Genomic DNA, 22,985 nt, shown 5'->3' with positions numbered 1-22,985 from the left:
TCGCTGTCATGGCGGCGAGGGCACCTCGTAACCCCGGCGTCCATCCCCGTTCCGACGTCGAGGACCAAGCATGACGGTGTCCGCCCTGCCACGCCCGAGCACGCTCGCCGAGTGGATCGCCGCGACCATCCCACCAGGCATCTCGGCCCTGGACACCGCGCCGGTCGGAAGTCTGCGCTTCCTGTTCTACGGTCGCGCTTCGACCCGTGAGCACCAGGATTCGCGTAGCTCGCGGGCGTGGCAGTTGGATGTCTCCCGCAGACTCACCGGTGGGCACGGCGCGATCGTGGGGGAGTACTTCGAGGTCGGGTGTTCTCGCCAGGTGCCGTGGCATCTGCGGCCTCGGGCTGCGGCGATGCTGCGCTACATCGCGGCGAACGCGGACCGGGTCGACGCGGTGGTGGTGGGGGAGTACGAGCGCGCCTTCCTCGATGGCGCCCAGGTGCGGGAGCTGCGGGCGGTGCTGGAGGAGTTCGGGGTGCAGCTGTGGCTGCCGGAGGCCGAGGGGCCGGTGGACTTCGACAATTCCGCGCACGAAGCGCTGCTGTCGCTGCTCGCGAAGCGCTCGCTCACCGAGGTGCTGCGTTCCCGGCACCGGGTCGTCACCGCGATGCGGATGCAGACCGTCGAGCAGGGACGTTACCTCGGTGGCAGGCCGCCCTACGGCTACCGTCTCGTGGACGCCGGGCCGCATCCGAACCGGGCCTTGGCGCGGCGCGGGGTGCGCCAGCAGCGGCTCGTGCCCAACCCGGTCACGGCACCCGTGGTGAAGCTGATCTTCTCCTTGCGTCTGGCCGGGCACAGCGCTGCGGGCATCGCCCGCCACCTCAACGAGCAGTCCGTGCCCAGCCCGTCGAGCGCCGAGGCGGAACGCGGCCGGGGTTGGATCGATCAGGGTTGGTCGCTGCGTACGGTGGTGGAGATTCTCGGCAATCCGCGCTACACCGGTCGTCAGGTGTGGAACCGCACGAGCGCCGACCGTGCCACCCGCTCGTCGAGCGGGCGACGTGCCAGTGTCCGCAACGAGCAGCACGCCTGGGCGATCTCGGCCCGCATCGCCCACACGCCGTTGGTGTCCGAGCAGGACTTCGTCACCGCCCAGACCATCCAGGCCACCAGGAACAGCACCCGCCAGGCCGACGCCGACGGCGGCGAGCGCGTTTACCTGTTGGCGGGCAGGCTGCAGTGCGGGGTGTGCGGGCGGAAGATGGACTCGTATCGTTCCCACGGTCGTGCCGCGTACCGGTGCCGTCACGGTCACACCAGCGCCCGTACTCGACCGGAAGGCGCGCCGGGCAACCTCTACCTGCGCGAGGACCACCTGCTCGGCCGCATCGCCGCACACCTCACCGCTGTGGGCCTCGCCGACAACCCAGACCCGGAGCACACCGCACGGCTGGTCGACGAGCTCGGACTCGTCTTGCGCTGCGACGCCGCAGGGGTTCGCTCTGCTCGGCCGCGGCACCACCGGGCGAGCACGCACACCACACAGGCGCCTGGCACCGCAGCCTCTCCATGGCGGGACCGGGACCGGGACCGGAGATCGTGGAGAGGCAGGTGAACAACTCCTGCTGGCCTTGAGTCGTGCGACGGCCTCGGCGGCGGATCAGCCCGACGCGCCGCCTGCGGGCCGGGTCGATGCACCGGCTGACAGAATTCGCCCCACGCGCCAGCCTCTCCGGCGACCGATCCGCCCCGCAGTGCCCCAGCGTCGGCACCGGAAGACCGGGTTCCACGTCACCCTCCGCACCACCCGCTCGCGGGACGTATTCCGAGCCGGGGGAGCGGGGTACCCGCCGCCGGGCGAACACGGCCGTGACCGCGGTCGACAGGTCGTGGGACGACCAGCCAGCCGCCGCCCACTGCTCCTGCCCTCGCACCGGCAGACACCCTATGAGCAGCGACCATCAGGTAGGGTCGAAGCAGCGTCGGGAAACACAAAGCCCCGCGAGCCTTCCAGGTGACCTGGAAATACCTCGCGGGGCAAATTATGTGTCCGACATAAGTCAAGCATAGCAACAACTTCTGCCGACTGTCCAGGTGGGCCAGAGCCCACCTTCAGATACTTTCCTTACGTCGCAGTGCGATTGGCATCGAGCAACTCGGCAATTCCGAACGCGTTGGCCTCGCATAGTGAGTCGATGATGTCGAGGCAACGGCGGCGAACGTCTTGGTTTCCTTGCCTGTAGAGGCGGACGACTGTGGTGACGATGTCGCGGCTGGCTGCGGCGTGGCGTGTGCTGATGTCTCCGAGTTTGGTGCCGGCGATGCGGACGGCTTGTTCACTGGCGGTGATGATCGCTTCGGGCATCAGGTGGAGGTTGTCCTGGAGCGCGTGGAACAGCGTCTCGAAGTGGTCGTCGAAACCAGGGCTGTTCGTGAACGCTTCGGTGATCTTGTGTGCTGTCACGGTGTCCACCTGGTGGAGCTTGCTGATGGTGTGGGTGGCGGCTGTGCGGACGGCGGGGTCGTTGTCGTTGAACAGCGGGCAGAGGATGTCTGGCTGTGCCTGCGGGTTTCTGGCGAGGGTGTCGGCGGCGCCACGTCGCGCCTCGGGCGCCAGAGTGGCGATGTCGCTGATGATCGACTGGGGACGTCGGTTGTGGATGACGGCGTTGGCCCAAATTTGTCCTGCGTAGCGGGCGACGATGGTAGGTCCGTTGAGGGAGCGTTCGAGGTGCGGCGCGAAGCGTTCGGGGTCGCTGAGGGTGGCGTGGTTGAGCAGGGCGCTGACCGGTGCTGCGGCGAACAGTTCGATCCCGGAGTCGTTGAACAGTGCTTCGGCGAGCGTGAGAGCTTGCTCTGGGTGGTGTTCCAGTAGCGCTGTGGTTGCGATCGCGGCTTGGGAGCGCACTGCCATGGTTGGATCGGTGACCAGATCGGAGATCGTGGGCAGTAGGCGTGGTACGCGGTCCGGTTGGGCGGCGATCACACGGGCGATCGCTTCGGCCGCGACACCGCGGGTGGAGTTCATCCCTGTGCGGCGTAGCTCATCGTCACGTTCGTCAAGTGTCAGCGTAGGATCCTGCTCGGGGTCCGGGTCGTGCGCGTAGTGCTCCAGCAGCCCGACCATCGTGTCATCGGCTTCCCGGGCTGCGGCAGCCACGGCGCGGCAGATGGCCAGACCCGCGTCGGGGGCCGCCGTGCGATGGGCGTGCAGGCATAGGCGGGACAGCATCGCGATCGGGATTCGTCCCGTGACGGCCTGGATGACGTTGACGATGTAGACGGCGGCTGTGGTGGCGGTGAAGCTCAGTGCGAGCTGGGTGAAACGCTCGGGCTCTTGCCGGGCCTGACGGCCGAGTAGATCGGCCAGTTCGTCGGCGCCCCCGATGAACTCCAGTGGGTCGTCGATGCCAGGGCTGTGGTCGTACTTGACGATGGCGCGACGCCACTGGTCATCGGTCATGTGACCGGCCGCTTGCTCGGGAACCGGTGAACCGACTACCTGGAGTTCGAGCTGCTCGGGCGGGCTGGGGTGGCTGTCGGGGAACTTGCGCTGTAGCTCTCCCAGGCGCTTTCGGCTGATCTCGGGCAGGCGTTCGCTGGGGATGGCGGTGAGTAGTTCGTGTTGGCTGCGGCCTCGGGCTCCACGTCCTGGGGCTGTGGTCTCCCAGCCGGGGTAGTAGTCCATCAGTTTGGTGCACAGCGCGGTCACGCGTTCTTCGCTGCAGTGGGCGGTTGCGGCCTGGATGAGCTGGTGTGTGGCCCAGTGGGGACTGTCGGCCCATCCCAGGCGGAGGTTGGCGGTGTCGGAGACCAGCCAGTCGACGGCTTCGTCGGCCAGGTGTGCGGCCGCTGTGGTGTAGGCGCGGCAGGTGAGGAACCGGAGGGCCTCCCACCGGCTGTGGGCCAGTGACCGAATTAGGTCCTGGACTGCGGATGGTCGTGTGGATGCGATGGTCGACAGCGCCGTGTCGAGACCGGTGAACAGGGCCGATTCGATGTCTGGCATGTCGCTGACGTAGCGGTGGCTCCAGCGGAGGCTGATCGACAGTCCTTCGTGTCGGGATACCTCGGTGCTGGTGAGCACCTCGACAACGAACGGGAGCACGGCGGCGAGGTACTCGTCTGGAGCGTTGGCGGCGATGGTGGCGATTGTGCTGCTGCCGCCGGAGGTCGAGTAGTCGCGGAGGTGCCTGGTACCGAACGGGTCCGAGCCGCCTTCGGTGCGAGCGCGGGCCAGGGTGCGTCGCAGGTAGGCGCCGATGATGCGGGCCGCACCCTCGGGTGCGGCGGTTCGAAGGGGGACCAGGAGCAGCCAGAAGTCTCCGTTGACACCGATCGGACTGCGGACGTCGTCGAGCACGCCGGTGTCGATGAGTTGGACGGTCAGGTCGACCAAGCCGGGGTTGAGCGACCATTGCGTGATCATGCGCAGCCGGTTGTTCCACTCCTCGGTGGTGCCGATGTGCGGCCGGACCAGCTCGGCGACCCGCTCGGGCCGCTCACGAGCCGCGGTGACCAGTTGGTGGACTGCGGCGGCATGGGTCATCAGGTATGGCCAGCGGTCGGCCTGATCAGCGGCGTCGAACCAGTTGCCCAGTGACAGCAGGCTGATCAGCCTGGAGCTGCGGCGGCTGTCTCCCAAGGCCAGCGGTTCGAGCGACAGCCAGTCCTCTCCGGTGGCGTCGAGGGCGCTCAGTACGCTGACGCATACGTCTAGCAGGTGCGTTCTGATGGTGGAGCTGCTCAGTAGGCGCGTGACGGCAGCGCGGAAGGCGGGCCGGTTGGTGCCGGCCAGGTGCTCCAGCACTTGGCGTGCTTGGGCGCGTCGGAACAGGTGCTGGCCCGAGTCGACCAGGAAGTCGTGCAGGTCCCTGCCTTCGGTGACGAACGACCGGGCGAAGAGGAAGTCGAAGTAGGTCTCGTGGAAGAAACCGATCCCGGTGTGGTCTTGCACGAGCAGTCCCTCGGAGACCAAAGCGGCCACTTCGCGTCGTTGGTAGGCGTCCAGCGCTTCGGCCGGTGCCTGCAACGACTCGTGGGTGCTCAGGTACGTCACGAGTGACGTCGTGATGGCCTGCCAGTCCAATCGCCCCAGGTCGTGCTCGACGCGTAGCCGGGTCTCCTCGGTGAACTGCTTGTACAGGTCGGGCAGAGTCCGGTAGGTCAGCTGTCGTGACGCAGGAGACAGCTGACAGAACACCCTGAAGTGCAGTGGTACCCGAAGCAGCTCGAAGGTGACCGGCTGAAGGCTGCCTGCTCTCACTCCCATGGCGGCTAGCGCGGTGTCCAGCGCCTCGGTACCGAGCCGGTCGACCTGGAGCTGGTCGACTCGTTGCTCGTCGAGCAAAAGGGAGCTCATCCGCGGGTCGGAGCGCAGATCGACGGTCCTGACGGCCAGTACCACTTTCAGTTGCGGATGCCCCGCGGCTTGCTCGAGCAGTTCCATCACGGCGTCGTAGCTGTCGGGCATACGACCGCTGTACATGCTGACTGCGTCCAACTGCTCGATCACGAGCACCTGCGGGCGGTCTCCGGCCAGGTCGACCATGGCCGGCACTGGTGATCGCGGCAGCTCGATCGTGCTGCCGAGACGAGCTGCGGAAGTGGAGGAATGGTGGACTGCGTCCATTCTGATCACCGTGGCGCCCCATCCGAGGTCCACGAGCATGTCCAGGGCGTCTGCCACGACGGTGCTCTTGCCGGATCCCGCTTGTCCGTGGAGAACCAGGACTTGCCTCGAATCCGGGGCGGTCAGCTTTCCGACCAGTAGCGACCCTGTCGGATCCTCGACCATCACCGACGGTCTGAGCGACTCGTTGCGTCGCTTGTGCGCTGCCACGGCTGCCGAGAGGAGTGCTGCCTCATCACTCGGGGAAATCTTGCTGTTGGCAATCGTGATCGATCCGGCCTGTATGACGTTATGGGCGGTGCCGCTCATGCTGTTGATCACGGACGCGACGCCGGACATCGTGGGAGCTTGATCCTCTCCGACGTTCAGGCCCGGTTCGTTACCGTTGGACTGTTGCATCCGGACCTCCGGTGATGCTTCTCGAACTCGGCAACACCAATCGCCTGTCTCTCGTTTGACTCGATTTGATGCGAGGTGGAGGACCACCGCCTTCGTGCGGGACGGGGGATCCTCTCTAGTCGGCGGGTAGGCGTGAGCTGGTACACGGAGTCGTCATCGTGGTGCCCGCGGATACGGCGGGGTGATGTCGAGGATGAAGGGATGCACTACGAGGTCGCTGGCGACCTCTGCGGCCTGTTCGCTCAGGGTCTGCCGCAGGGCGGCTGCGTCGTGTTGAACTCGACCTGTCCAGCCCGCCGGGTGCCAGACGGGATCGACCCAGTAGACGAGGTAGACGCCATGTCGTGTTCCGGTCGGGATGAGGTAGCGCAGGACCAATTGCTGAGGCAGGGCAGTGAGCAGTTCCCCGTGATTTACGAGCTTGGCCTCGATGATGATCCGCGCTGTGCTGCTCGGCTGGGTCGTGGTCGTAGTGGCGACCGTGAGATCCATTCTGGTTCCGGTGCCGCGCGCTTTGACCCTGTGCGCTTGCGGTTCGCGTTCGATGAGGGTGGTGGTGAGCCGAGGAGCGAGGTTGCGTTGAATCCAGTCGGAGATGTCGTCCTCGGCCTTGGGAGAAGGGTCCTTGCCGAGGTTCCACAGGTCCCTGAAAGCTCCGTGGGAGATCTGGTGCTGTAGTTCGTGCAGGTTCTCCAGCAGGACGTCAAGGAGGTCGTCTGCGGTGCGTACCAGTCGTGCGTCGGCTCGCCCCAGCAGCTTGAGGAGTTCTCGCGGGTCGATCGGTGTGTAGGTGAGGCCGGGTGCGTGGTCGCGGGCTCTGCGCAGGTGCGCGGACAACACTCCACGGTCCGGGTCGGGACGGTCGCGACGGAGGGAGGCCAGCACGTCCTCGCGGCCTCGCGAAGACAGTTGAACGAGTACGCGGTCTCGGACGCTGTAGACGCTGTCGGGTGAATAGTGCTCTGACAGGAAGTCGGGATCGTGGCCGTAGGGGTACCTGTCGAGTAGGAGCCGCGCCAGGTGGTGAAGGCGGGTGTCGTCCAGCGCGGTGATGTCGAGAGGACGCAGCAGGTCAGGGAGTTGATCAGAGCTGGTGTCGCTGGTGGTCAGTTCGTCGACCACGTTGTCGGGGTCCAGGGTGGCCTGTCCCCGGCGGGCCAGGCGGGCGATCGCGGGATTGTGGTGCGAGCGCAGTTGGCGGCACAACGTCCGGGCGAGATCAGGGGAGTGGTTGATGAGTAGAGCGAGCAGGTCTGCTGCGAGTTTGCCGTCATAGTGGCCGGACACGAGACGGCGGGTGATGTCGGCTGCCAGTTCGGGGAGCAAGTGTTCGTAGGTGTCGCGACGGGTGAAGGAACGCTGCTGTGCTTGGTAGGCGTCGAGCCGCTCCAGAGCCGCCTCCGCCAGGGCGGTCCGGGCGTTGTGCGGTGCGGATTCGATCAACTGGGCGCGCAGTGCGCGGTCCTCGTTATCGCCGCTGCCCCATGCCGCGATGATGGCCGGTGCCCAGGAGTGCCACACCTGACCTTCCAGCGATTGCAGGGCGCCCGGTTGGTGCTGGGCGAGGGTGGCGAGTAGGTAGACGGCGGCCCAATCGGGCATCACTTCGGGCAGGGTGATGCGCTCGACGCCGTGACCGGCAGGAAGGCGTGCCTGTCGGGTGCGGACGTACTGGGTCCCCAGTTCGAGGATCGCTTGTTGTTGTCGCCGTTCCAGCAGTGCCCAGCCGGGACGTTCGGTCAGGTCGGCTCGGACGTCCGCGCCGCGATGGGAGTCGTCGTTGGCGGCCAGCAGGTCGACGATCCTCCACCATGCGTTGAGATCGGTGACGGCCGTGTCGATGGCTTCGACGAGTCGGCGGCGTTGATCGTCGCGTAGTTGGTCTCGGTGACGGTCGATGTCCGCTTGCAGCTGTTGCGACTTGCGGAAGCGTCGCGCTCCTGGCGACTCCAGGTCGATGTGACCGCGCAGGTGCCGCGTCGACTCGTAGGCGGGGTGGTCGGTGGGAAGGGACAGGATGAGATCGGCGGTACGTGCGTCCGGTGAGTCGAGCAGTTCGGGAACGCAGTAGGCCAGCACCTTCTGGGCTTTGGGCGATACCGCTGGCATGGCCGTGATGAGCCAGGTGAGATCGCCGTTGCCGAGCAAGCCCAGGGTGTACAGCTTGTCGGTGTAGGTCATGTCGAGGTGCTCGGCGACCAGCGCTGCCAGCTGTCGGCGTTGTTCGGTGGGGCCGTCGCGCCATGGCGGCTGTTCGTGCCGGTTCCACGGCGTCCACCGACCATCGCTGATGACGGCCGCGAGAAGGCACGCCAACCGGGATATCGTCGCAGTCGACTCGACATGAGGCCACGCCGCCTGCACCAGGCGCGGGATCAGCTGGCCGTAGGCGTACTCACCGGCCGGAACCTGACGCGTCGCCCAGTCGAGCACGGTAGGCAGGTCGTGTGGATTGATTCGGTCCGCGAGGCGGCCCAGCAGTACCAGGTAGGAGCCGACCAGGTCGCTGTTGCGCCGAGGACGCAGCACGTCGAGCAGGTCCTCGGTGACCATCAGCCGCGGGTACAACGCGTCGATGCCACCGGCCAGAAGGTCGTCGTCTGGGTCGTCTGCCGGCTCCAGCCGCAGCAGTGGCGCCAACCGGTGGGTCACCGGGTCCATACCGAATGAGGCGATCGCGAGCACGATGGGCCTGCGGGCCCGCGGTGCCCATCGCTTGTCCAGCGCCACCGCCAGCAACGCCTCGGCCAGATCGCTGCACTTGCCGTCTTCGGCCAGCCGGCCGACCCACCACACCTGCACGTCGTGCCGCAAGCCCGCTTCGAGATAGCCGCGCAGCTGACCCGACAGACCTGGATGGGCCACTACACCGAGGTCCAGAGCCCAATCATGATCGATATCGCTCTCCGCGGCCTGGGCCAGGAGCACGGCGGCCACTGCGGCACGGACGTCGTCGGAGGGAATTTCCACGCCGGTTCGCACCAAAGCCAGGGCGTTGGCCGCAATGAGATCGTCGACCAGGTCCGGAGCGAAGGTCGCCAGCCACGCAAGCACTCCCGTCAGGAAGCCCGGTACGCGGCCATCCGACCGGGCGCCGAGGAGCTGCCGCAGTTGGCGTCGACTGGTCCGTCGGGTGGCGACATACTGTGCGGCGAGGTACTCCGCGTATTGCTGGTGTCGGAACATCACCGCGTGGTCCGGCGCCCACTCGAACAACGCGGTACCGATCACCTCCTCCAGCTCGGCCTGACTGATCGGCGTACCCGGTTCGTCGGGTTCCGGGTCCGAGGGAAGGCTGCCGAGGTATCGACGTCCCGGCGACTCGGGCAGCAGGTGGCGGGCGAACCGGTGGATCCTCCCGAAGATCGACATCGCGGCCAGTCGCATCGCGATCCTCAATCGTCGATCCACAGCCAGCGTCTGTGCAACACCAGGGTTGGCCTCGGTGAGCAGTTGCTCAACCTCGTACTGAACGGCCTGCACGTGGCTCTCGGGCAACTTGCCGGTCTCGCGCCACTGCTTCGCGGCAGCTTCCAAGCGCATCGCCGACGCCGCGAGCAACCCCAGCCGCGCCCGTGCCACCGCTCCGAGGAAATCCTCGGAAACCCCGACCCGGGACGCCAGCGACGCCGCCGCGTGCCTGGTCAGCGGCAGCAACCGCAACTCCCGGAAGTCCGGCAGCGACCGGGCAAGAGCATCGGCGAGCGAGGCGTCCCAGACCGCCGGACGACAGGCCAGACGCCACCGCACCCGGTGTGCCTCCGGCCGGGTCATGTGGTGCTCGATGATCCTGAAGACCTCACGCACGTCGCCAGCGACGACGTCAAGACCGTCCAGGTAGACCGGTCCACTCCGCTCGACCGCTGCGGCGAGCGCGTGGTGCATACCGCTCTTGTCGAACAGGCTCAGATCCACGGCGATGGCGCCGTCCTCTTGGAGCCGGAGGGCGTCCAGGACCGTGGTCTTCCCGACCCCGCCCGAGGCCAACAACACGAAACTGCCGGACGAGCCGACCAAGTCGGCCACCGAGATGGGAACCGGACCGTCGTGGAACCAGGAACCAGGCCCGGAGGGAATCTCCAGGAACCCCTCCCTGTCCAGTACCACTTCGGAGCCGCGGTCGCCATCGCGGTGACCTCGCTCTCCGACAGGCAGGACATGGCGATCCATCCCGGGTTCGACACGGTCGACCACCATCACGCTCCATCCTCGTCCTCGGTGTCATCCCTGCTCACCCGGCCGACAGTTCGAGCAGCCTAGCCTCGCCTCGGATCCTCACTTTCAAGGGATCATTCCATGGACTATGACTGATTCGCCGTGCATTTCCGGCCAGGAGTCACGATCTGTCCCCAGGAAAGGATGGGCGAAGAAGGGTAAATTTTTCGTGATGGATCGCAGATCGACGTTCACCCGGTCCTGCGAGTATCGAACCCAGCTGGAGGCGTTCGTCAGATTTCGGGTGATGTCCATTCCCAGTTCCGGTGGGGTGTCGGTCGGCGTAAGCGTCCATATTAGAGGTGGAAAAACGATGTCGGCGAACGGGAAGTAGACGAGACGTTCGTCTAGTACCTTCATCATTGTCACGCCGCTGGTGAGCAGTCCGCGTTTACCGACTTGGGGCGTTGTGAGACCCAGCTTCAACTCGACTTTGTCGGGCCAGCGGATGAACTCCGCGTTCTGTGCAAGATCCTCGGCCAAACTTGGGAATATGATCCGCAGTCTTGGATAGATTCCGAACATCCCGTAAAGGACGCTCATTGCAACCAGGCGAGGGGCGAAGAAGACCGCTGGTGGCTCGTTCCGGAAAATCTGTATACGTCTAGCAAAAGGCGATGTCATGCGCGCGACGTTCTGGGCGAAGTCGGCATATGCCCTGTCGTACCGGCCGCCGGCCATGCTGTTGCAGTCACCGCATAGACCGCGCACATGCATGCCACCGTCTTTCCATCGTCCTGGGCGGCGGGTCCGGTCGAAGTCGACAACATCGGGTGCCCTCCGCACTGCGGAGGTATTTCCGGCGACTCGGGGAGGCACGTGAGTCTTGGTCGGCTTTCGGAACTGGCCGCATAGTCCACACGGCCGACTCTCAGACGACTCCAACATCGACGCGACTTGCTTCAACTCCGATGACATGTGTTCTCTCATCAGTCGCGCTCGGATGCCACCATGTCCGGCCGACAGCGGGCGGTGCCCGACTTGCCACCGGGGATGTGGGCGATCTGGTTGTTCTTCTTGTAGGCGCCAGGCTGGGGCTTAAGCACGACTGGTACGGGACGACCCGGCGCGATCCACTGGCCGTTGCCGGCGGTCGAGAGCGCAGCGAGCATCGCCGGATACAGGGTTCCGGGTTCGCCGGCGCGGTCGGCGCGAGGCTTCGGACTCGTCATCCTCGGTAGCTTGCCGGCACCCTCCGACAAGAACGAGTATGACGGCGCAGATTTGGCGTCGCGCAAGCCGGCCGGGCCGTCCCCGCGTTGATGCAAGAAGCGGTCTGCATGCAACGAACGGTCTCCAATCGGGCCGTCTGCTGGACGGCACTGCCATCGAAGGGCCGGTGACGGACCTCGGACTCATGGTTATCAAGCCATCGTGGGTGCACCAGGTGTCTTTGGGCTCTACTGTCCACTCCTGCCGCGGTCCTCGTGGTGTTTCGGTCTGGCGGGGTCGGTGTCGATGACCTACGAGCTGAGCGACCTCTGGTCGGTGGCGGGTACCGGTGACCGTCGAGCAGCCGACCTCGACTGTGTCCGACCAGCGGTACTTGTGCGCCGATCCGATAGTTCCCGACTGGGTTGGGCTCGGCCGCGTCTTCGCCTTGGTGGTGGGCGATGAAGTTGCCACTCGGCGAGGCGGGATCAGCTATGGGTGCCGGCCCTCTACGGTGGTCCGATGTCCCTCGGTCGAGATGGACAGCTGTGTGACGGCGGTGACGACGCGGTTGCGGTATGTGAGGTGGTGGCGGGATGTCCAGATCGCGTCGAGTGGTCATGGTCGTCGGCACGGGTGTGGGTGCACTCATCACGGGCGTTCTCGGTCTGGCGATCAACGAAGCCAGCGGCACTTCGAAATGGCCCGGCCCTCTGGATTTGATTCGACAGCATCCGTGGTGGTCCTCGCTCGCGTTGGGCGTGGCGGTTGCCGTCGTGATGATGGTTACGGCGTCCGCTGGAGCGGCCCGGCCTGCGCACGAATTGAATCGAGGAGCGGATGCCGTAGATCCGCACCGGCTGGAGGACGACGAGCGTGTCGCGCGGCTTCCGCCCTACGTTCACGGGTTGCTAATGCGTACGGACGGCCGGGAACGGCTCCGCATTTGGCGGGTGGTCGCTTCGTTCACTGAAGACATGACTGATCCTCATATTTTGGCGCGGGAGTGGGCCGCTGGGCCTCCCGAGGCATTGGCGGACCTGTCCGCTGTGGGGCGGCTCGTCGTCGCGGAACTGCTTCTGACCTATCGGCAGAGGGCGGCGGCGATCGATCAATTCCGCGTCGCCATACGCATGGGTGCCACGCCGCGGGCGTACTGGTTGGTCCGCATAGCCCAGGCACATGACCCCAGCGGGCACGAGCGCTCCCAGCAGGTCGACGAGGTGCTGAGAGAAGCCGAACGCGTCGATCCGTCCTATCCGCTGGTCAAGGCCATGCGTTCCAGTGAGGATGAACAATGGGAGCAGATGCTGCGGGACCTGGACGACTGGAAGCCCACAGCGCTGCAGGAACAGGAGACCAGCACGCATTTCAAAACCGTCGCCCTGATGCGTATGGGTAGGCTGGATGACGCCATTGCGGTCCTGGAGCAGGATGCGACCGGCACCCGCAATGCGTTCCTCCTCATCCAGCTGTCGTACTTGCTGCGGACGAGGGCCGTCAACGGCGGCGGGGATAGTCGGCTCGCCGATGCCATGCGGGCGATCGAGTTGGGCGTCCGTGCTCGTGATCTCCGTCGTGCCTGGAGGGGCGACAGTGCCGAGGCTGTGCGCGCCGCGGCGGAAGCGGCGTTGATCGCCGAGGATTCCGATCAGGTCTGGGGCTTGACGCAGGCTGCACCCGAAGGACAAGCAACCGCAGCCGAGGCAGCCGACCCGAGGGTCCTGCCCATCGCGGCGATGGGTGCGGCTCTGCTGGGACGGGTAGACCAAGCGCGCGAAATGATGCCCTCGGAAGACGGCTACCTTCGGCGCCGGATCGAGGCGGAGATCCTCAGCGCCTCGCCGAGCCTGCTCGGCGAGGGCTCCACCGTCGCCGAGGCATGGCGCAAGGCGCTGGCCGCAGCGACATCCGACGAGGAAAAACTGTTCGCCGCGCGGGGGCTCGCGATGGAGGGCGACACCGACAGCCACGTGCTCGACGACCTGGCCAACCGGCACCCTGAATCCGTCGACGAGATCAGGACCATCGCCACGATCCAGTCCATCGCAGGCCCCGACGCGGACGAGCGCCTCCGCATGTTCGAGACGCGCAGTCCTCTCGCCTCCGTCCAGCGAGCGGAACTGCGTCGTCACGACGATCCGGCAGGGGCGGTGGAGATCCTTCTCGAAGCCGCCGACCGGTGGCGATACCCGCGTTTGCTGCTGCTGGCTCTGGACTGCTACCAGGACGCCGGGATGTGGGACGACGCCGAGCCGATCGCCAGGCGGGCGCTGACCCAATTCGACCCAGCGTGGGCAGGCCGACGTGCGGTCGTGCACAGGCTCGCCGACATTCAGTGCCGCCGTTGGGACTGGGTCGGCGCCGCAGTGACGTACCGGAGCTTGCTGGAGAGCGATCCGGATGATCAGAACGCCAGGTGGGGACTCGCCTGGGCGCAGTACCGCGACGGTGATCGAGAGGAGGCTTGGCGCAGTCTCAAACGGCCGGCTGCGACGCCAGCGCCCACGAGCCCGCTCCAGGCGATGTTGCTGGTGGATCTTGCCCGTCGTTACGCACCGTCGGAGGAGGTCGCCTGGACCGCACTGGCGATGATCCAGGAATTCGCTGAGGACGCGGACGTGTGCGAGGCGGCGATCCGGTCCGTCGCGACGCGAAGTGACCGCACGGAACTACCCGATGGCCTCAACGAGCAGGTGATCGCTGCTGGAGAGGCGTGGAACGCCCGTCATCCGGGTAGCGGGCACATCGCCATGCGTTCAGTCCAAGTCGACGGCGACGTGCACCCCTTGACCTCGTTGGAGCCGATGCTGCGCCGAAACGACGCCGTGTTCCAGGAACGCCGGAAGCTGGTCCGTGACGAGGTCTATCCGCTCGGCATGCTCGATCAGGCAGTGGGCAAGCCTTACGCGGCGATCTTCCTTTATCGACCATTGGGCTATCACCGCATGGTCTTCCCGAATCCGGCGGACCAGGAGGTGGAGCTGGAGCAGGCGCGCTCGGCCATCGACGGCCGGTGCCTGGTCGATGCCAGCGCGCTCTATACGCTCACCCTGCTGCCCGACGTCGCGCCGACACTGCTCGCCCTGGTTGCCAAACCACAGATCACCAACGTCGCTGTGCACGACCTGGCCGATGCCGAAGACATGTTCAGCCTCCCGACGTCCGGGACGCTCGGCTATGACACCACCCTGAACAGGGTGGTCGCCTACGAGGACGACCCCGAGATCACGGCACGGCACAGGCGACAGATCGAAGCCATGCTGACCACCTCCCGCAGTCTGCGTCGAGTCATCCACCCGGAGCTGACCGAACTTCCACCCGCCCAGGAAGGCCGCCAACCGGTTTGGGCGTTGACCCTCGACGCGGCCAAACACAACAATCTCCCATTGTGGGCTGACGACACCGGCCTGAGGAGGGTGGCCCACTCTCTGGGGATCAAGACCTTCAGCACCCACGCCCTGCTGATAATCGCCCACGAGCGTCAACGGATCGACGCCGAAAAACTGGACCAAGCCGTCCGCCAACTGATTCGCGAACACGTCGTCGACCTGCCCACTGACCACACCGTTCTGCGAGAAATCGCGACCGAACAGGACTGGAGGGCAGGCGCGGTCTCGATCATCCTGGGACGCGGCTCTACCTGGGGCGACCGAGCGGCTGCACTCGAACTCTTCCTGAGCGCGTTCCGCAACGCCCCAGAGGAGGATCTCCTGTCCTGGTCGTATTGGGCGATCTGTGGAACAAGGGACGCCGTCGTCCCCGAATATCGGCACGAAGTGGTGACAATCCTGACGATGGCCGCGCTCGCCCGCGACGGGCAGTCCTCTCGCCGCGTCACCATTTTCATGAACGCGCTCCGACTCGCCATGCCCGACGATGCCGACCGGATCACCTATGGCGCGCTGAAAAGACTATGGGCAATCCTTACGGAAAACCAGCCGATCGACCAAGCGCTCACTCTCTTCGTCGATGCAATCAGTGGTCTAAGCGACAGGCACCGCCGTTGCGGCACGCTGATCATCCACGAGCAGTAGAGCGTTATTCGGAACTGATTATCGGCGGCGTCGGTAGTGCCTCAGGGTGGTGATGATGCAGATAATGGTGATCAGTTCGGTTCTTTCGGTCAGGCACACACGGTAGTCAACGGCTGCAAGGGCCTTCGAGTTCCTTTGGGTCGACAATGACTTGTTCGCCGATTCAGCGGACCTGGTCAATGCCTCGGTTGCAGATCTTATTGGCCGGGGCGGGCCGGGGCGGGGCGGCCTGGCCGGTTGTGGCGTGCCGGATCGCGATGGTGTCCTAATAGCCCGGGTCGCCGCGCATGTGATGTCGACGAGGAGAACGGCCAGACTGGTATGCAGACGTGCGGCCTTCCGGAGGTTGGTACTGCTCCGTTCGGGCGGTATTGCGCCTGTTGTGCGTCAGTTCGACGAGGTGAAGTGGTCACGCAGAACGTCCCAGTGCTCCGCGATGGAGGCGACCACAGTGATCACATCTACAGCCGACCAGGACCTGCTCGATGACTGGTTGCGGGCCAAACAGTGCAAGGGCGAGCGGAGGCGTTCGCAGGACCCGCATGTGCACCTGGGGTTGCGGTTCGCGTTCTACGGGCGGATGTCGACCTCGGAGTACCAGGACCGGTACTCCTCGCGGACGTGGCAGCGGGAGGTATGCGAGCGGTTGGTCGCCGGGCACGGCACGATCGAGGTGGAGTTCTTCGACGAGGGCGCCTCGCGGCGGCGTCGGTGGTCCAACCGCCCGGAGGCGGCCCGGTTGCTGGAGGCGTTGGCCGATCTGGACCGTGGGTTCGACGCGATCGTGGTGGGGGAGTACGAGCGGGCGTTTTGCGGTCGTCAGTTCGACGAGTTGGTGCCGTTGCTGCGTGCGGCCGGGGTGCAGGTGTGGTTGCCGGAGGTCGGCGGCCGGGTGGACCTGGATGACGGCGACCATCGTCGGTTGATGACGTTTCTGGGTGCGCAGTCGGAGCGGGAGGTGATCCGGGCCCGTAACCGGGCGTTGGCGGCGATGAAGGCGCAGGCCGAGCTGGGTCGGTATCTGGGTGGGCGTCCGCCGTACGGGTACATGCTGGTCGACGGCGGGCCGCATCCGCGGCGGGCTGATGCGCGGTGGGGGCGGCGGGCGCGGAAGCTGGCACCGGATCCGCGGAGCGCGGGCACGTGAGGTGGATGTTCGCGCGCCGGTTGAGCGGGGTGTCGGTGGCCGGGATTGCCCGGGAGTTGAACGAGCGTGGTGTGCCGTGCCCGTCTGCGGCGGATCGGGAGCGCGACCGGCATCGCTCGGCGTGGGGTGGAGTGTGCAGTCGGTGCAGACGATCCTGGAGAACCCGCGCTACACCGGCCGCCAGGTCTGGAACAGGGTCGCCAACGACCGTGACGAGGTCGATCTGCGCACCGGTCGGTCGGGGCAGGTGCCGAACCTGCCGCAGGACTGGGCGATCTCCCTGGAGGTCGTGCACAGGCCGCTGGTGAGCATGCGCGACTTCACCGCGGTCCAGAACGTGCGCGCCCGACGCCCCAGTGGCGACGGCGGTGAACGTCGGTACCTGTTGTCGGGTCTGGTGGTGTGCGGGGTGTGTGGGCGGCGGATGGACGCGCACTGGGTGCACGGACGTCCCGGCTACCGGTGTCGTCACGGCTACAGCAGTGCCCGACCGCGTCCGGTTGACGGGGCCAGGTCGTTGTACCGGCGTGAGGAGCACGTCGTGGAGGAGGTGGACGCGCTGGTGGTCTCACCTGAAGGGCACCGCGTGGCACCTGGCGGGCTGCCTGACTACTTGCGGGATGCGCGGGCCTCGTGGTCGTGTGCGGGTTTGGCGGAGTGGATGTGCGAAACGGCACGTCGTAGCTCTTATGGAACCGCTGGCCTGAGGACATGACGGGGTGGCCCTTTCGGCGTGCTGGAGGTCTGCCGGGTCACGCCCCTTGCGGACGGGTTGGCCGTGGTGTTGGTTCCGGTGGATCGTGCCCCTCAACCGGTCTTCGGTGGTCGGCTGGAGAGTCGTGCTACGAGTTCCGGTGTGAACATCACTTGCCGGTGCTGGTGGTCGGGGTTTTCGAGTTCGTTCATCAGCAGGCCGGCGGCGGTGCGGCCCAGCCTTCGCCGTGGCTGTCGCACTGATGACAGGGGCACGGCGGCCGCGGCGGCGAAGTTGATGTCGTCGTAGCCGACGATCGCTAGTGCTGCGTCACGCAGCCTTGGTCGGGTAATGGGTCCAGGTGCGGATGGGTGAGTCGGTGGCGAAGCCGGTCTTGGGTCGGGCTCGGGCGTTGCGCCAGCGGATGTAGGCCGCGATCGCGGCGTTCTGCTCGGCGTGGCTGTGGTGGTCGGTGCCGTTGAGGGTGAAGTAGCGCAGGGCGGTGAACTCGGCCTCGATCCAGTTCAACCAGCTGGAGTAGGTGGGCAGGAACACCAACTCGACGTCGTTGTCGGTGGCCCAGGCGTGGACGTCGGGGTGACGGTGGGGCGAGAAGTTGTCCATGACCAGGTGGAGGCGTTGGCCCGGCCACCGTGTCCGCAGGCTTCTGAGCAGCTCCAGAAGCTCGCCGTGCCGCTTGCGGCGGCGGATGCGGTAGTGGATCTTCCCGGTGGTCAGGTCCAGGGCGGCGAGCATGTGCATCACGCCGTGGTGGCGGTTGTAGGTGGCGCGTAATCGGCGCGGCGCCCCGGTCGGCCGCCATGCCTTGCCCTTGCGCGGCATCAGGTTCAGCGGTCCGAACTCGTCGATGCAGATCACCCGGCCGTTATCGGGAGGGTGGTCGTAGAGGTCCAGGATTCGGTGCATCTTCACCAGGAAGTCCGGGTCGGTGGAGGCCTTCCAGGTGGAGGTGCTCTGCCAGGACACGCCGCCGGCGTGCAGGATGCGGCGCAGGGTCTCCCGGCTGATCGCCGCGACGGTGCCGCGGTCGAGCAGATGGTCGCGCAGCTTGGACAGCGACCAGGTCGAGAACGCCGTGATGCCCCGGGATGCGGGGGACGTCCGGGCGATCAGGCAGATCCGCTCACGGATCGCCTCACCGATCACCCTCGGGCGTCCCCCGCTCCATTTTGGGTCCAGCGCCGCGAACCCCCGCTCGTTGAACGCGTGGATCACATCACGCACGTAATCGGCGCTGACCTGCATCAACGACGTGATGTCCGGCACCGCCTGCCCCTGGGCGGACATCAGGACCACGATCGCCCGACGCAACCGCACCGGATCCTTGGCCGTCCTGCCGATCCGGGCCAACTTCCGGCCCTCCTCCATCGACAACGACCGGACGAACACCTCCGGACGACGACCCACGACCACCTCCCGCTCGACATGGGAGGACCAGCCTGGACCGTAAGCCCACCGGACCGATTACCGGGTCAACGTTCCGAGATGCAGCACTAGGTCGTCGGGGACGCGGACTCCGGTGCTGACGCAGTGCTGCAGAACGCCGAGTGCGAGCAGGTCGTTGGCGCAGAAGGCGGCCGTGGGTCGGGCGGTTGGCGGTATCCCGGTGAGGCGTTCCGCCGCACCGCGGCCCTCCGTGGCGGTGTGCGCGGTCGTCTCGATTTCGATCAGGTGGCTTGCCGGGATGTTCGCCGCGTGCAGTGCGTTCAGCGCGCCTTGTCGGCGTGCGCGGACCTGGCTGGTCGACGGTGGGCCGCCGATGAAGGCAATGCGTTCGTGTCCGGCGTCGAGCAGGTGAGCGACGGCGAGTTGGCCGCCGCGGACGTCGTCGACCGCGACCGAGCAGTGCATTCGGGGGTCGGTGGTGTGGTCCACGACGACCACGGGGATGCCGTGTCGGGGGAGTTCTTCCAGGAGGGGCGCCCTCGGGTTGGTCGGTGTGATCAGCACGCCCCGTACGCGTTGCTGTTCGAGCAGGGTCAGGTAGGTCTGCTCACGGGAGGGGTCGCCGTTGCTGTCGCACAGGAAGAGAGGCAGGTCGTGGGTGCCGATCTCCTCCTCGATGCCCTTGGCGACGTCGGTGTAGAACGGGTTGGCGGTGTCGGCCACGATGTAGGCCACCATCTGGCTGCGTCCCACCCGCAGTTGTCGTGCGGTGCTGTTGGGAACGAAGCCGAGGGTGGCCATGGCTTCACGGACCCTGGTGCGCACGCCCGTGCTGACCGCCTCCGGTCGGTTGAGCACGTTGGACACGGTGCCGACCGACACGCCGGCCGCGGCGGCCACCTCGCGAACGGTCACCGTCATGCGGGGGAGGGGGTGAACCGGCGGATCGGTTGGGTCGAGGCGAGCCGGGCCCGGATCTCCTCCAGGGACGAGGGCACTGCGCCGTGTGCTCGTGCCTGGATCAGGACGTTGCCCAAGGCGGTGGCCTCGACCGGACCGGCGGTCACCTGTCGTCCGGACAGGTCGGCGGTGAGCTGGCACAGCAGGTCGTTGCGGGAGCCGCCGCCGACGATGTGGATCACGTCCACGTCCACCTCGGCCAATTCGCCGGCCTGGGTGGCGGTGCGCGCGTAGGCGGTGGCCAGGGAGTCGAGCACGCACCGCACTGTCGCGGCACGCGTGCGTGGCGGGTCCTGTCCCATCGCCGTGACGGCAGCCGTGATTCGGTCCGGCATGTCGCCGGGTGGGATGAACGCCACGTCGTCCACATCCACCACCGGTCCGCCGGCGGGTAGCGTCTCCGCTTCGGCCAGCAGCGGATCGAGCCGTGCGCCCCACGTCCGCAGGCACTCCTGGAGCAGCCACAGGCCGCCGACGTTGCGCAAGAACCGGGTGCGGCCGTCGACACCGCCCTCGTTGGTGAAGTTCGCCTGCCTTGCCGCTTCGGTGAGCACCGGCGCGGACAGTTCCACGCCCACCAGCGACCAGGTGCCGCTGGAGACGTAGGCGAACCGGTGGGAAGCCGCGGGCAGGGCGACCACGGCGGAGGCGGTGTCATGGGAGCCGACGGTGGTGACCGTGGTCGTCGCGGGCAGGCCGGTGTCGCGGACGATCGAAGGGCGCAGCGCCCCGCGCACCTCACCGGGCTGCTGCACGGGCGGCAGCAGCGTCGGCGTGATGTCCAGCCGGTCGAGCAGGTGTGTCGACCACGTGCCGGTCCGCAGGTCCAGCAGTCCGGTGGTGGAGGCGTTGGTGGCCTCGGTGCGGAGTTGCCCGGTGAGCTGGTAGGCGATCAGGTCGGGCAGCAGCACGACGTGCGCCGCCCGTTCCCACAGCGGGCCGTGTTTCTCGGCTTCCAACTGGTACACCGTGTTGAACGGCAGGAATTGCAGGCCGTTGATCCCGTACAGCACGTCGTGCGGCACGCGTCGGTGCACGCGTTCGACTGCCTCGGTGGTACGTCCGTCGCGGTAGGAGACCGGTTCGGCGAGCAGGCGGCCGTCGGTGTCGAGCAGACCGTAGTCCACGGCCCAGGTGTCGATGCCGATGGACTCCACCTGCGGGTAGGCCCTGGCCAGCGCTCGCAGGCCGGTCAGGACCTGCTCGTACAGGCCGGTCAGGTTCCACCGCAGGTGACCGTCGCGTTCGGTTGCGCCGTTGCGGAACCGGTGGACGACGTCCAGTTCGACGCGGTCGCCGTCGATCAGGCCCGCGACGACGCGCCCGCCGGATGCGCCGATGTCGACGGCGCCGAAGACCCTCATCGCAGGAAGGCGGCCGACACGCCGGCGTCGACGGGGACGTGCAGGCCGGTGGTGTGGCTGAACTCGTCGGAGGTGAGGGCCGTGACGGCGTTGGCGACGTGCTCGGGCAGCACTTCGCGCTTGAGCAGGGTGCGTTGGGCGTAGAATGCGCCCAGTTCCTCTTCCGGCACGCCGTAGACGGCGGCGCGCTTGGCGCCCCAGCCGCCGGCGAAGATGCCGGAGCCGCGGACCACGCCGTCGGGGTTGACGCCGTTGACCCGGATGCCGTGCTCGCCCAGTTCGGCCGCGAGCAGCCGGACCTGGTGGGCCTGGTCGGCCTTGGCCGCGCTGTAGGCGATGTTGTTGGGCCCGGCGAAGACGGAGTTCTTCGAGGAGATGTAGACGATGTCGCCGCCCAGCCCTTGCGCGATCATGGCGCGTGCGGCGGCTTGCGAGACGAGGAACGAGCCCCGCGCCATCACGTCGTGCTGGAGGTCCCAGTCGGCCTCGGTGGTCTCCAGCAGCGGCTTGGAGATCGACAGGCCCGCGTTGTTGACCACCAGGTCGAGCCCGCCGAACGCCAGCACCGTCGCGTCGACGGCCGCGCGGACCTGCTCGGCATCGGTCACATCGGCGCGCACGCCGACTGCGACGTCCGTCGAGCCCAGCTCAGCCGCGGTGGCCTGCGCTTTGTCGGCGTCGAGGTCGGCGATGACCACGCAGGCGCCCTCGGCGGCCAGCCGGGTGGCGATGGCCTTGCCGATGCCGCTTGCGGCCCCGGTCACCAGCGCGATCCGTCCGGCGTGGGAACGCGGCTTGGGCATGCGCTGGAGCTTGGCCTCCTCCAATGCCCAGTACTCGATGCGGAACTTTTCGGCTTCGGAGATGGGGGAGTAGCGGGACACGGACTCGGCGCCGCGCATCACGTTGATGGCGTTGACGTAGAACTCGCCGGCCACGCGCGCGGTCTGCTTGTCCTTGCCGTAGGAGAACATGCCGACGCCGGGGACCAGCACGATCGCCGGGTCCGCGCCGCGCATCGGCGGTGAGTCCGGGGTGGCGTGCCGCTCGTAGTAGGCCCGGTAGTCCTCTCGGTATGCCTGGTGCAGCTCACGCAACCGGGTGAGGCAATCCTCCACCGACGCGGACGCGGGCAGGTCCAGCACGAGCGGCTTGACCTTGGTGCGCAGGAAGTGATCCGGGCAGGAGGTGCCCAGTTGCGCCAGCGGCCCCAGTTTCTCCGACGCCAGGAAGTCCAGCACCATCTCCGAGTCGGTGAAGTGCCCGACCACCGGCTTGTCGTGCGAGGCGATCGCCCGCAGGTGTGGCGCCAGGGCGGCGGCCTTCGCCCGGCGCTGCGTCGGGGGCAGCGCGTCGAACCCCGCGACGGCCTCGCCGAACGGCTTGGACTTGCCATGGGTGTCCAGGTAGGACTGCGCGGTGGTGATGATCCAGCGGGAGTTGGCCTCCGCTTCGTCGCTCGTGTCACCCCAGGCGGTGATGCCGTGACCGCCGAGGATCGTGCCGACGGCCTGCGGGTTGGCCGCCTTGATCGCGGCGATGTCCAGACCGAGTTGGAAACCCGGCCGTCTCCACGGCACCCACACCACTCGCTCACCGAAGATCTCTTCGGTCAGCTCCTCGCCGTCGGCGGCGGTGGCGATGGCGATGCCGCTGTCGGGGTGCAGGTGGTCCACGTGCGCGGCGTCCACCAAGGCGTGCATTGCGGTGTCGATGGACGGCGCCGCGCCGCCCCGGCCGTGCAGGCAGTGGTCGAACGCGGCGACCATCTCGTCCTCGCGGTCCACGCCGGGGTAGACGTCCACCAGCGCCCGTACCCGGTCCAGCCGCAGCACCGCCAACCCGGTCTCGGTGAGCGTGCCCAGGTCCCCACCGGAACCCTTCACCCACATCAACCCGACGTCCTGCCCGGTGACCGGGTCGACGCCCACGCCCTTGGCGGAGGTGTTGCCGCCCGCGTAGTTGGTGTTGGCCGGGTCGGCGCCCAACCGGTTCGACCGGCCCAGCAACTGCTTCACGGTCTCGTTCACGT

General features: G+C 67.0%; 12 protein-coding genes and 2 pseudogenes. 5 read left to right on the top strand and 9 right to left on the bottom strand.

Annotated elements, in window-relative coordinates; all coding sequences use genetic code 11:
• Positions 1–70: 70 nt before the first annotated feature.
• Complete coding sequence (locus EKG83_RS27505) at positions 71–1,561, top strand: recombinase family protein (protein ID WP_153278480.1); 1,491 nt, start codon at positions 71–73, stop codon at positions 1,559–1,561.
• Positions 1,562–2,071: 510 nt separating this feature from the next.
• Here EKG83_RS27505 and EKG83_RS27500 read toward each other — a convergent pair.
• From EKG83_RS27500 to EKG83_RS27485, 4 genes are all read right to left on the bottom strand, one after another.
• Positions 2,072–5,977, bottom strand: a complete 3,906-nt coding sequence (locus EKG83_RS27500; protein ID WP_153278479.1) for an NACHT domain-containing protein — start codon at positions 5,975–5,977, stop codon at positions 2,072–2,074.
• Positions 5,978–6,130: 153 nt separating this feature from the next.
• Positions 6,131–10,177, bottom strand: coding sequence for an NACHT domain-containing protein (locus tag EKG83_RS27495; RefSeq protein WP_033428948.1), 4,047 nt, complete (start codon positions 10,175–10,177; stop codon positions 6,131–6,133).
• An 81-nt stretch (positions 10,178–10,258) separates the two neighbouring features.
• Positions 10,259–10,873 (bottom strand): hypothetical protein, encoded by a 615-nt coding sequence (locus tag EKG83_RS27490; RefSeq protein WP_157591493.1) that lies wholly within the window; start codon positions 10,871–10,873, stop codon positions 10,259–10,261.
• 248 nt (positions 10,874–11,121) lie between these two features.
• Complete coding sequence (locus EKG83_RS27485) at positions 11,122–11,364, bottom strand: hypothetical protein (RefSeq protein ID WP_153278477.1); 243 nt, start codon at positions 11,362–11,364, stop codon at positions 11,122–11,124.
• A 600-nt stretch (positions 11,365–11,964) separates the two neighbouring features.
• Between EKG83_RS27485 and EKG83_RS27480 the strand changes: the two genes are divergently transcribed.
• The 4 genes and pseudogenes from EKG83_RS27480 (at position 11,965) to EKG83_RS49800 (ending at position 17,243) form a co-directional block, all read left to right on the top strand.
• Positions 11,965–15,381 carry a PIN domain-containing protein gene (locus tag EKG83_RS27480; RefSeq protein ID WP_153278476.1) on the top strand — a complete coding sequence of 1,139 codons (3,417 nt, stop codon included), beginning with the start codon at positions 11,965–11,967 and terminating at the stop codon, positions 15,379–15,381.
• Between the two features lie 382 nt (positions 15,382–15,763).
• Positions 15,764–16,528 (top strand): recombinase family protein, encoded by a 765-nt coding sequence (locus EKG83_RS27475; RefSeq protein WP_051764857.1) that lies wholly within the window; start codon positions 15,764–15,766, stop codon positions 16,526–16,528.
• Positions 16,529–16,533: 5 nt separating this feature from the next.
• Positions 16,534–16,820 (top strand): annotated as a pseudogene (locus EKG83_RS49805) (recombinase family protein); the annotation flags it as partial.
• A gap of 18 nt (positions 16,821–16,838) precedes the next feature.
• Positions 16,839–17,243 carry a zinc ribbon domain-containing protein gene (locus tag EKG83_RS49800; protein ID WP_346004619.1) on the top strand — a complete coding sequence of 135 codons (405 nt, stop codon included), beginning with the start codon at positions 16,839–16,841 and terminating at the stop codon, positions 17,241–17,243.
• 92 nt (positions 17,244–17,335) lie between these two features.
• Here EKG83_RS49800 and EKG83_RS27465 read toward each other — a convergent pair.
• The 5 genes and pseudogenes from EKG83_RS27465 to EKG83_RS27445 form a co-directional block, all read right to left on the bottom strand.
• Positions 17,336–17,545, bottom strand: a pseudogene (locus EKG83_RS27465) (substrate-binding domain-containing protein); the annotation flags it as partial.
• 7 nt (positions 17,546–17,552) lie between these two features.
• Entirely contained in the window at positions 17,553–18,650 is a 1,098-nt protein-coding gene (locus tag EKG83_RS27460) for an IS630 family transposase (protein WP_228122229.1), read from the bottom strand.
• 57 nt (positions 18,651–18,707) lie between these two features.
• Complete coding sequence (locus tag EKG83_RS27455; protein ID WP_084717231.1) at positions 18,708–19,550, bottom strand: LacI family DNA-binding transcriptional regulator; 843 nt, start codon at positions 19,548–19,550, stop codon at positions 18,708–18,710.
• Positions 19,547–20,953 carry a rhamnulokinase gene (locus tag EKG83_RS27450; RefSeq protein ID WP_033436042.1) on the bottom strand — a complete coding sequence of 469 codons (1,407 nt, stop codon included), beginning with the start codon at positions 20,951–20,953 and terminating at the stop codon, positions 19,547–19,549. The genes EKG83_RS27455 and EKG83_RS27450 overlap by 4 nt, the downstream gene beginning before the upstream one ends.
• A complete protein-coding gene (locus EKG83_RS27445; protein WP_407690732.1) occupies positions 20,950–22,983 on the bottom strand; it encodes a bifunctional aldolase/short-chain dehydrogenase in 2,034 nt (677 codons plus the stop codon). Before EKG83_RS27445 ends, EKG83_RS27450 begins: the two co-directional genes overlap by 4 nt.
• Positions 22,984–22,985 lie beyond the last annotated feature (2 nt).

Source organism: Saccharothrix syringae, assembly GCF_009498035.1.
Classification (GTDB): Bacteria; Actinomycetota; Actinomycetes; order Mycobacteriales; family Pseudonocardiaceae; genus Actinosynnema; species Actinosynnema syringae.
Note: the sequence above shows the minus strand (reverse complement) of the source record. Positions and strands in the feature narration are given on the sequence as shown.

Excerpts from the sequence above, each read along its gene's own strand:
- EKG83_RS27505 (WP_153278480.1), top strand. The coding sequence starts at position 71 with ATGACGGTGTCCGCCCTGCCACGCCCGAGCACGCTCGCCGAGTGGATC.
- EKG83_RS27500 (WP_153278479.1), bottom strand. The coding sequence starts at position 5,977 with ATGCAACAGTCCAACGGTAACGAACCGGGCCTGAACGTCGGAGAGGAT.
- EKG83_RS27490 (WP_157591493.1), bottom strand. The coding sequence starts at position 10,873 with ATGGCCGGCGGCCGGTACGACAGGGCATATGCCGACTTCGCCCAGAAC.
- EKG83_RS27485 (WP_153278477.1), bottom strand. The coding sequence starts at position 11,364 with ATGACGAGTCCGAAGCCTCGCGCCGACCGCGCCGGCGAACCCGGAACC.
- EKG83_RS27480 (WP_153278476.1), top strand. The coding sequence starts at position 11,965 with ATGGTCGTCGGCACGGGTGTGGGTGCACTCATCACGGGCGTTCTCGGT.
- EKG83_RS49800 (WP_346004619.1), top strand. The coding sequence starts at position 16,839 with ATGCGCGACTTCACCGCGGTCCAGAACGTGCGCGCCCGACGCCCCAGT.
- EKG83_RS27455 (WP_084717231.1), bottom strand. The coding sequence starts at position 19,550 with ATGACGGTGACCGTTCGCGAGGTGGCCGCCGCGGCCGGCGTGTCGGTC.
- EKG83_RS27450 (WP_033436042.1), bottom strand. The coding sequence starts at position 20,953 with ATGAGGGTCTTCGGCGCCGTCGACATCGGCGCATCCGGCGGGCGCGTC.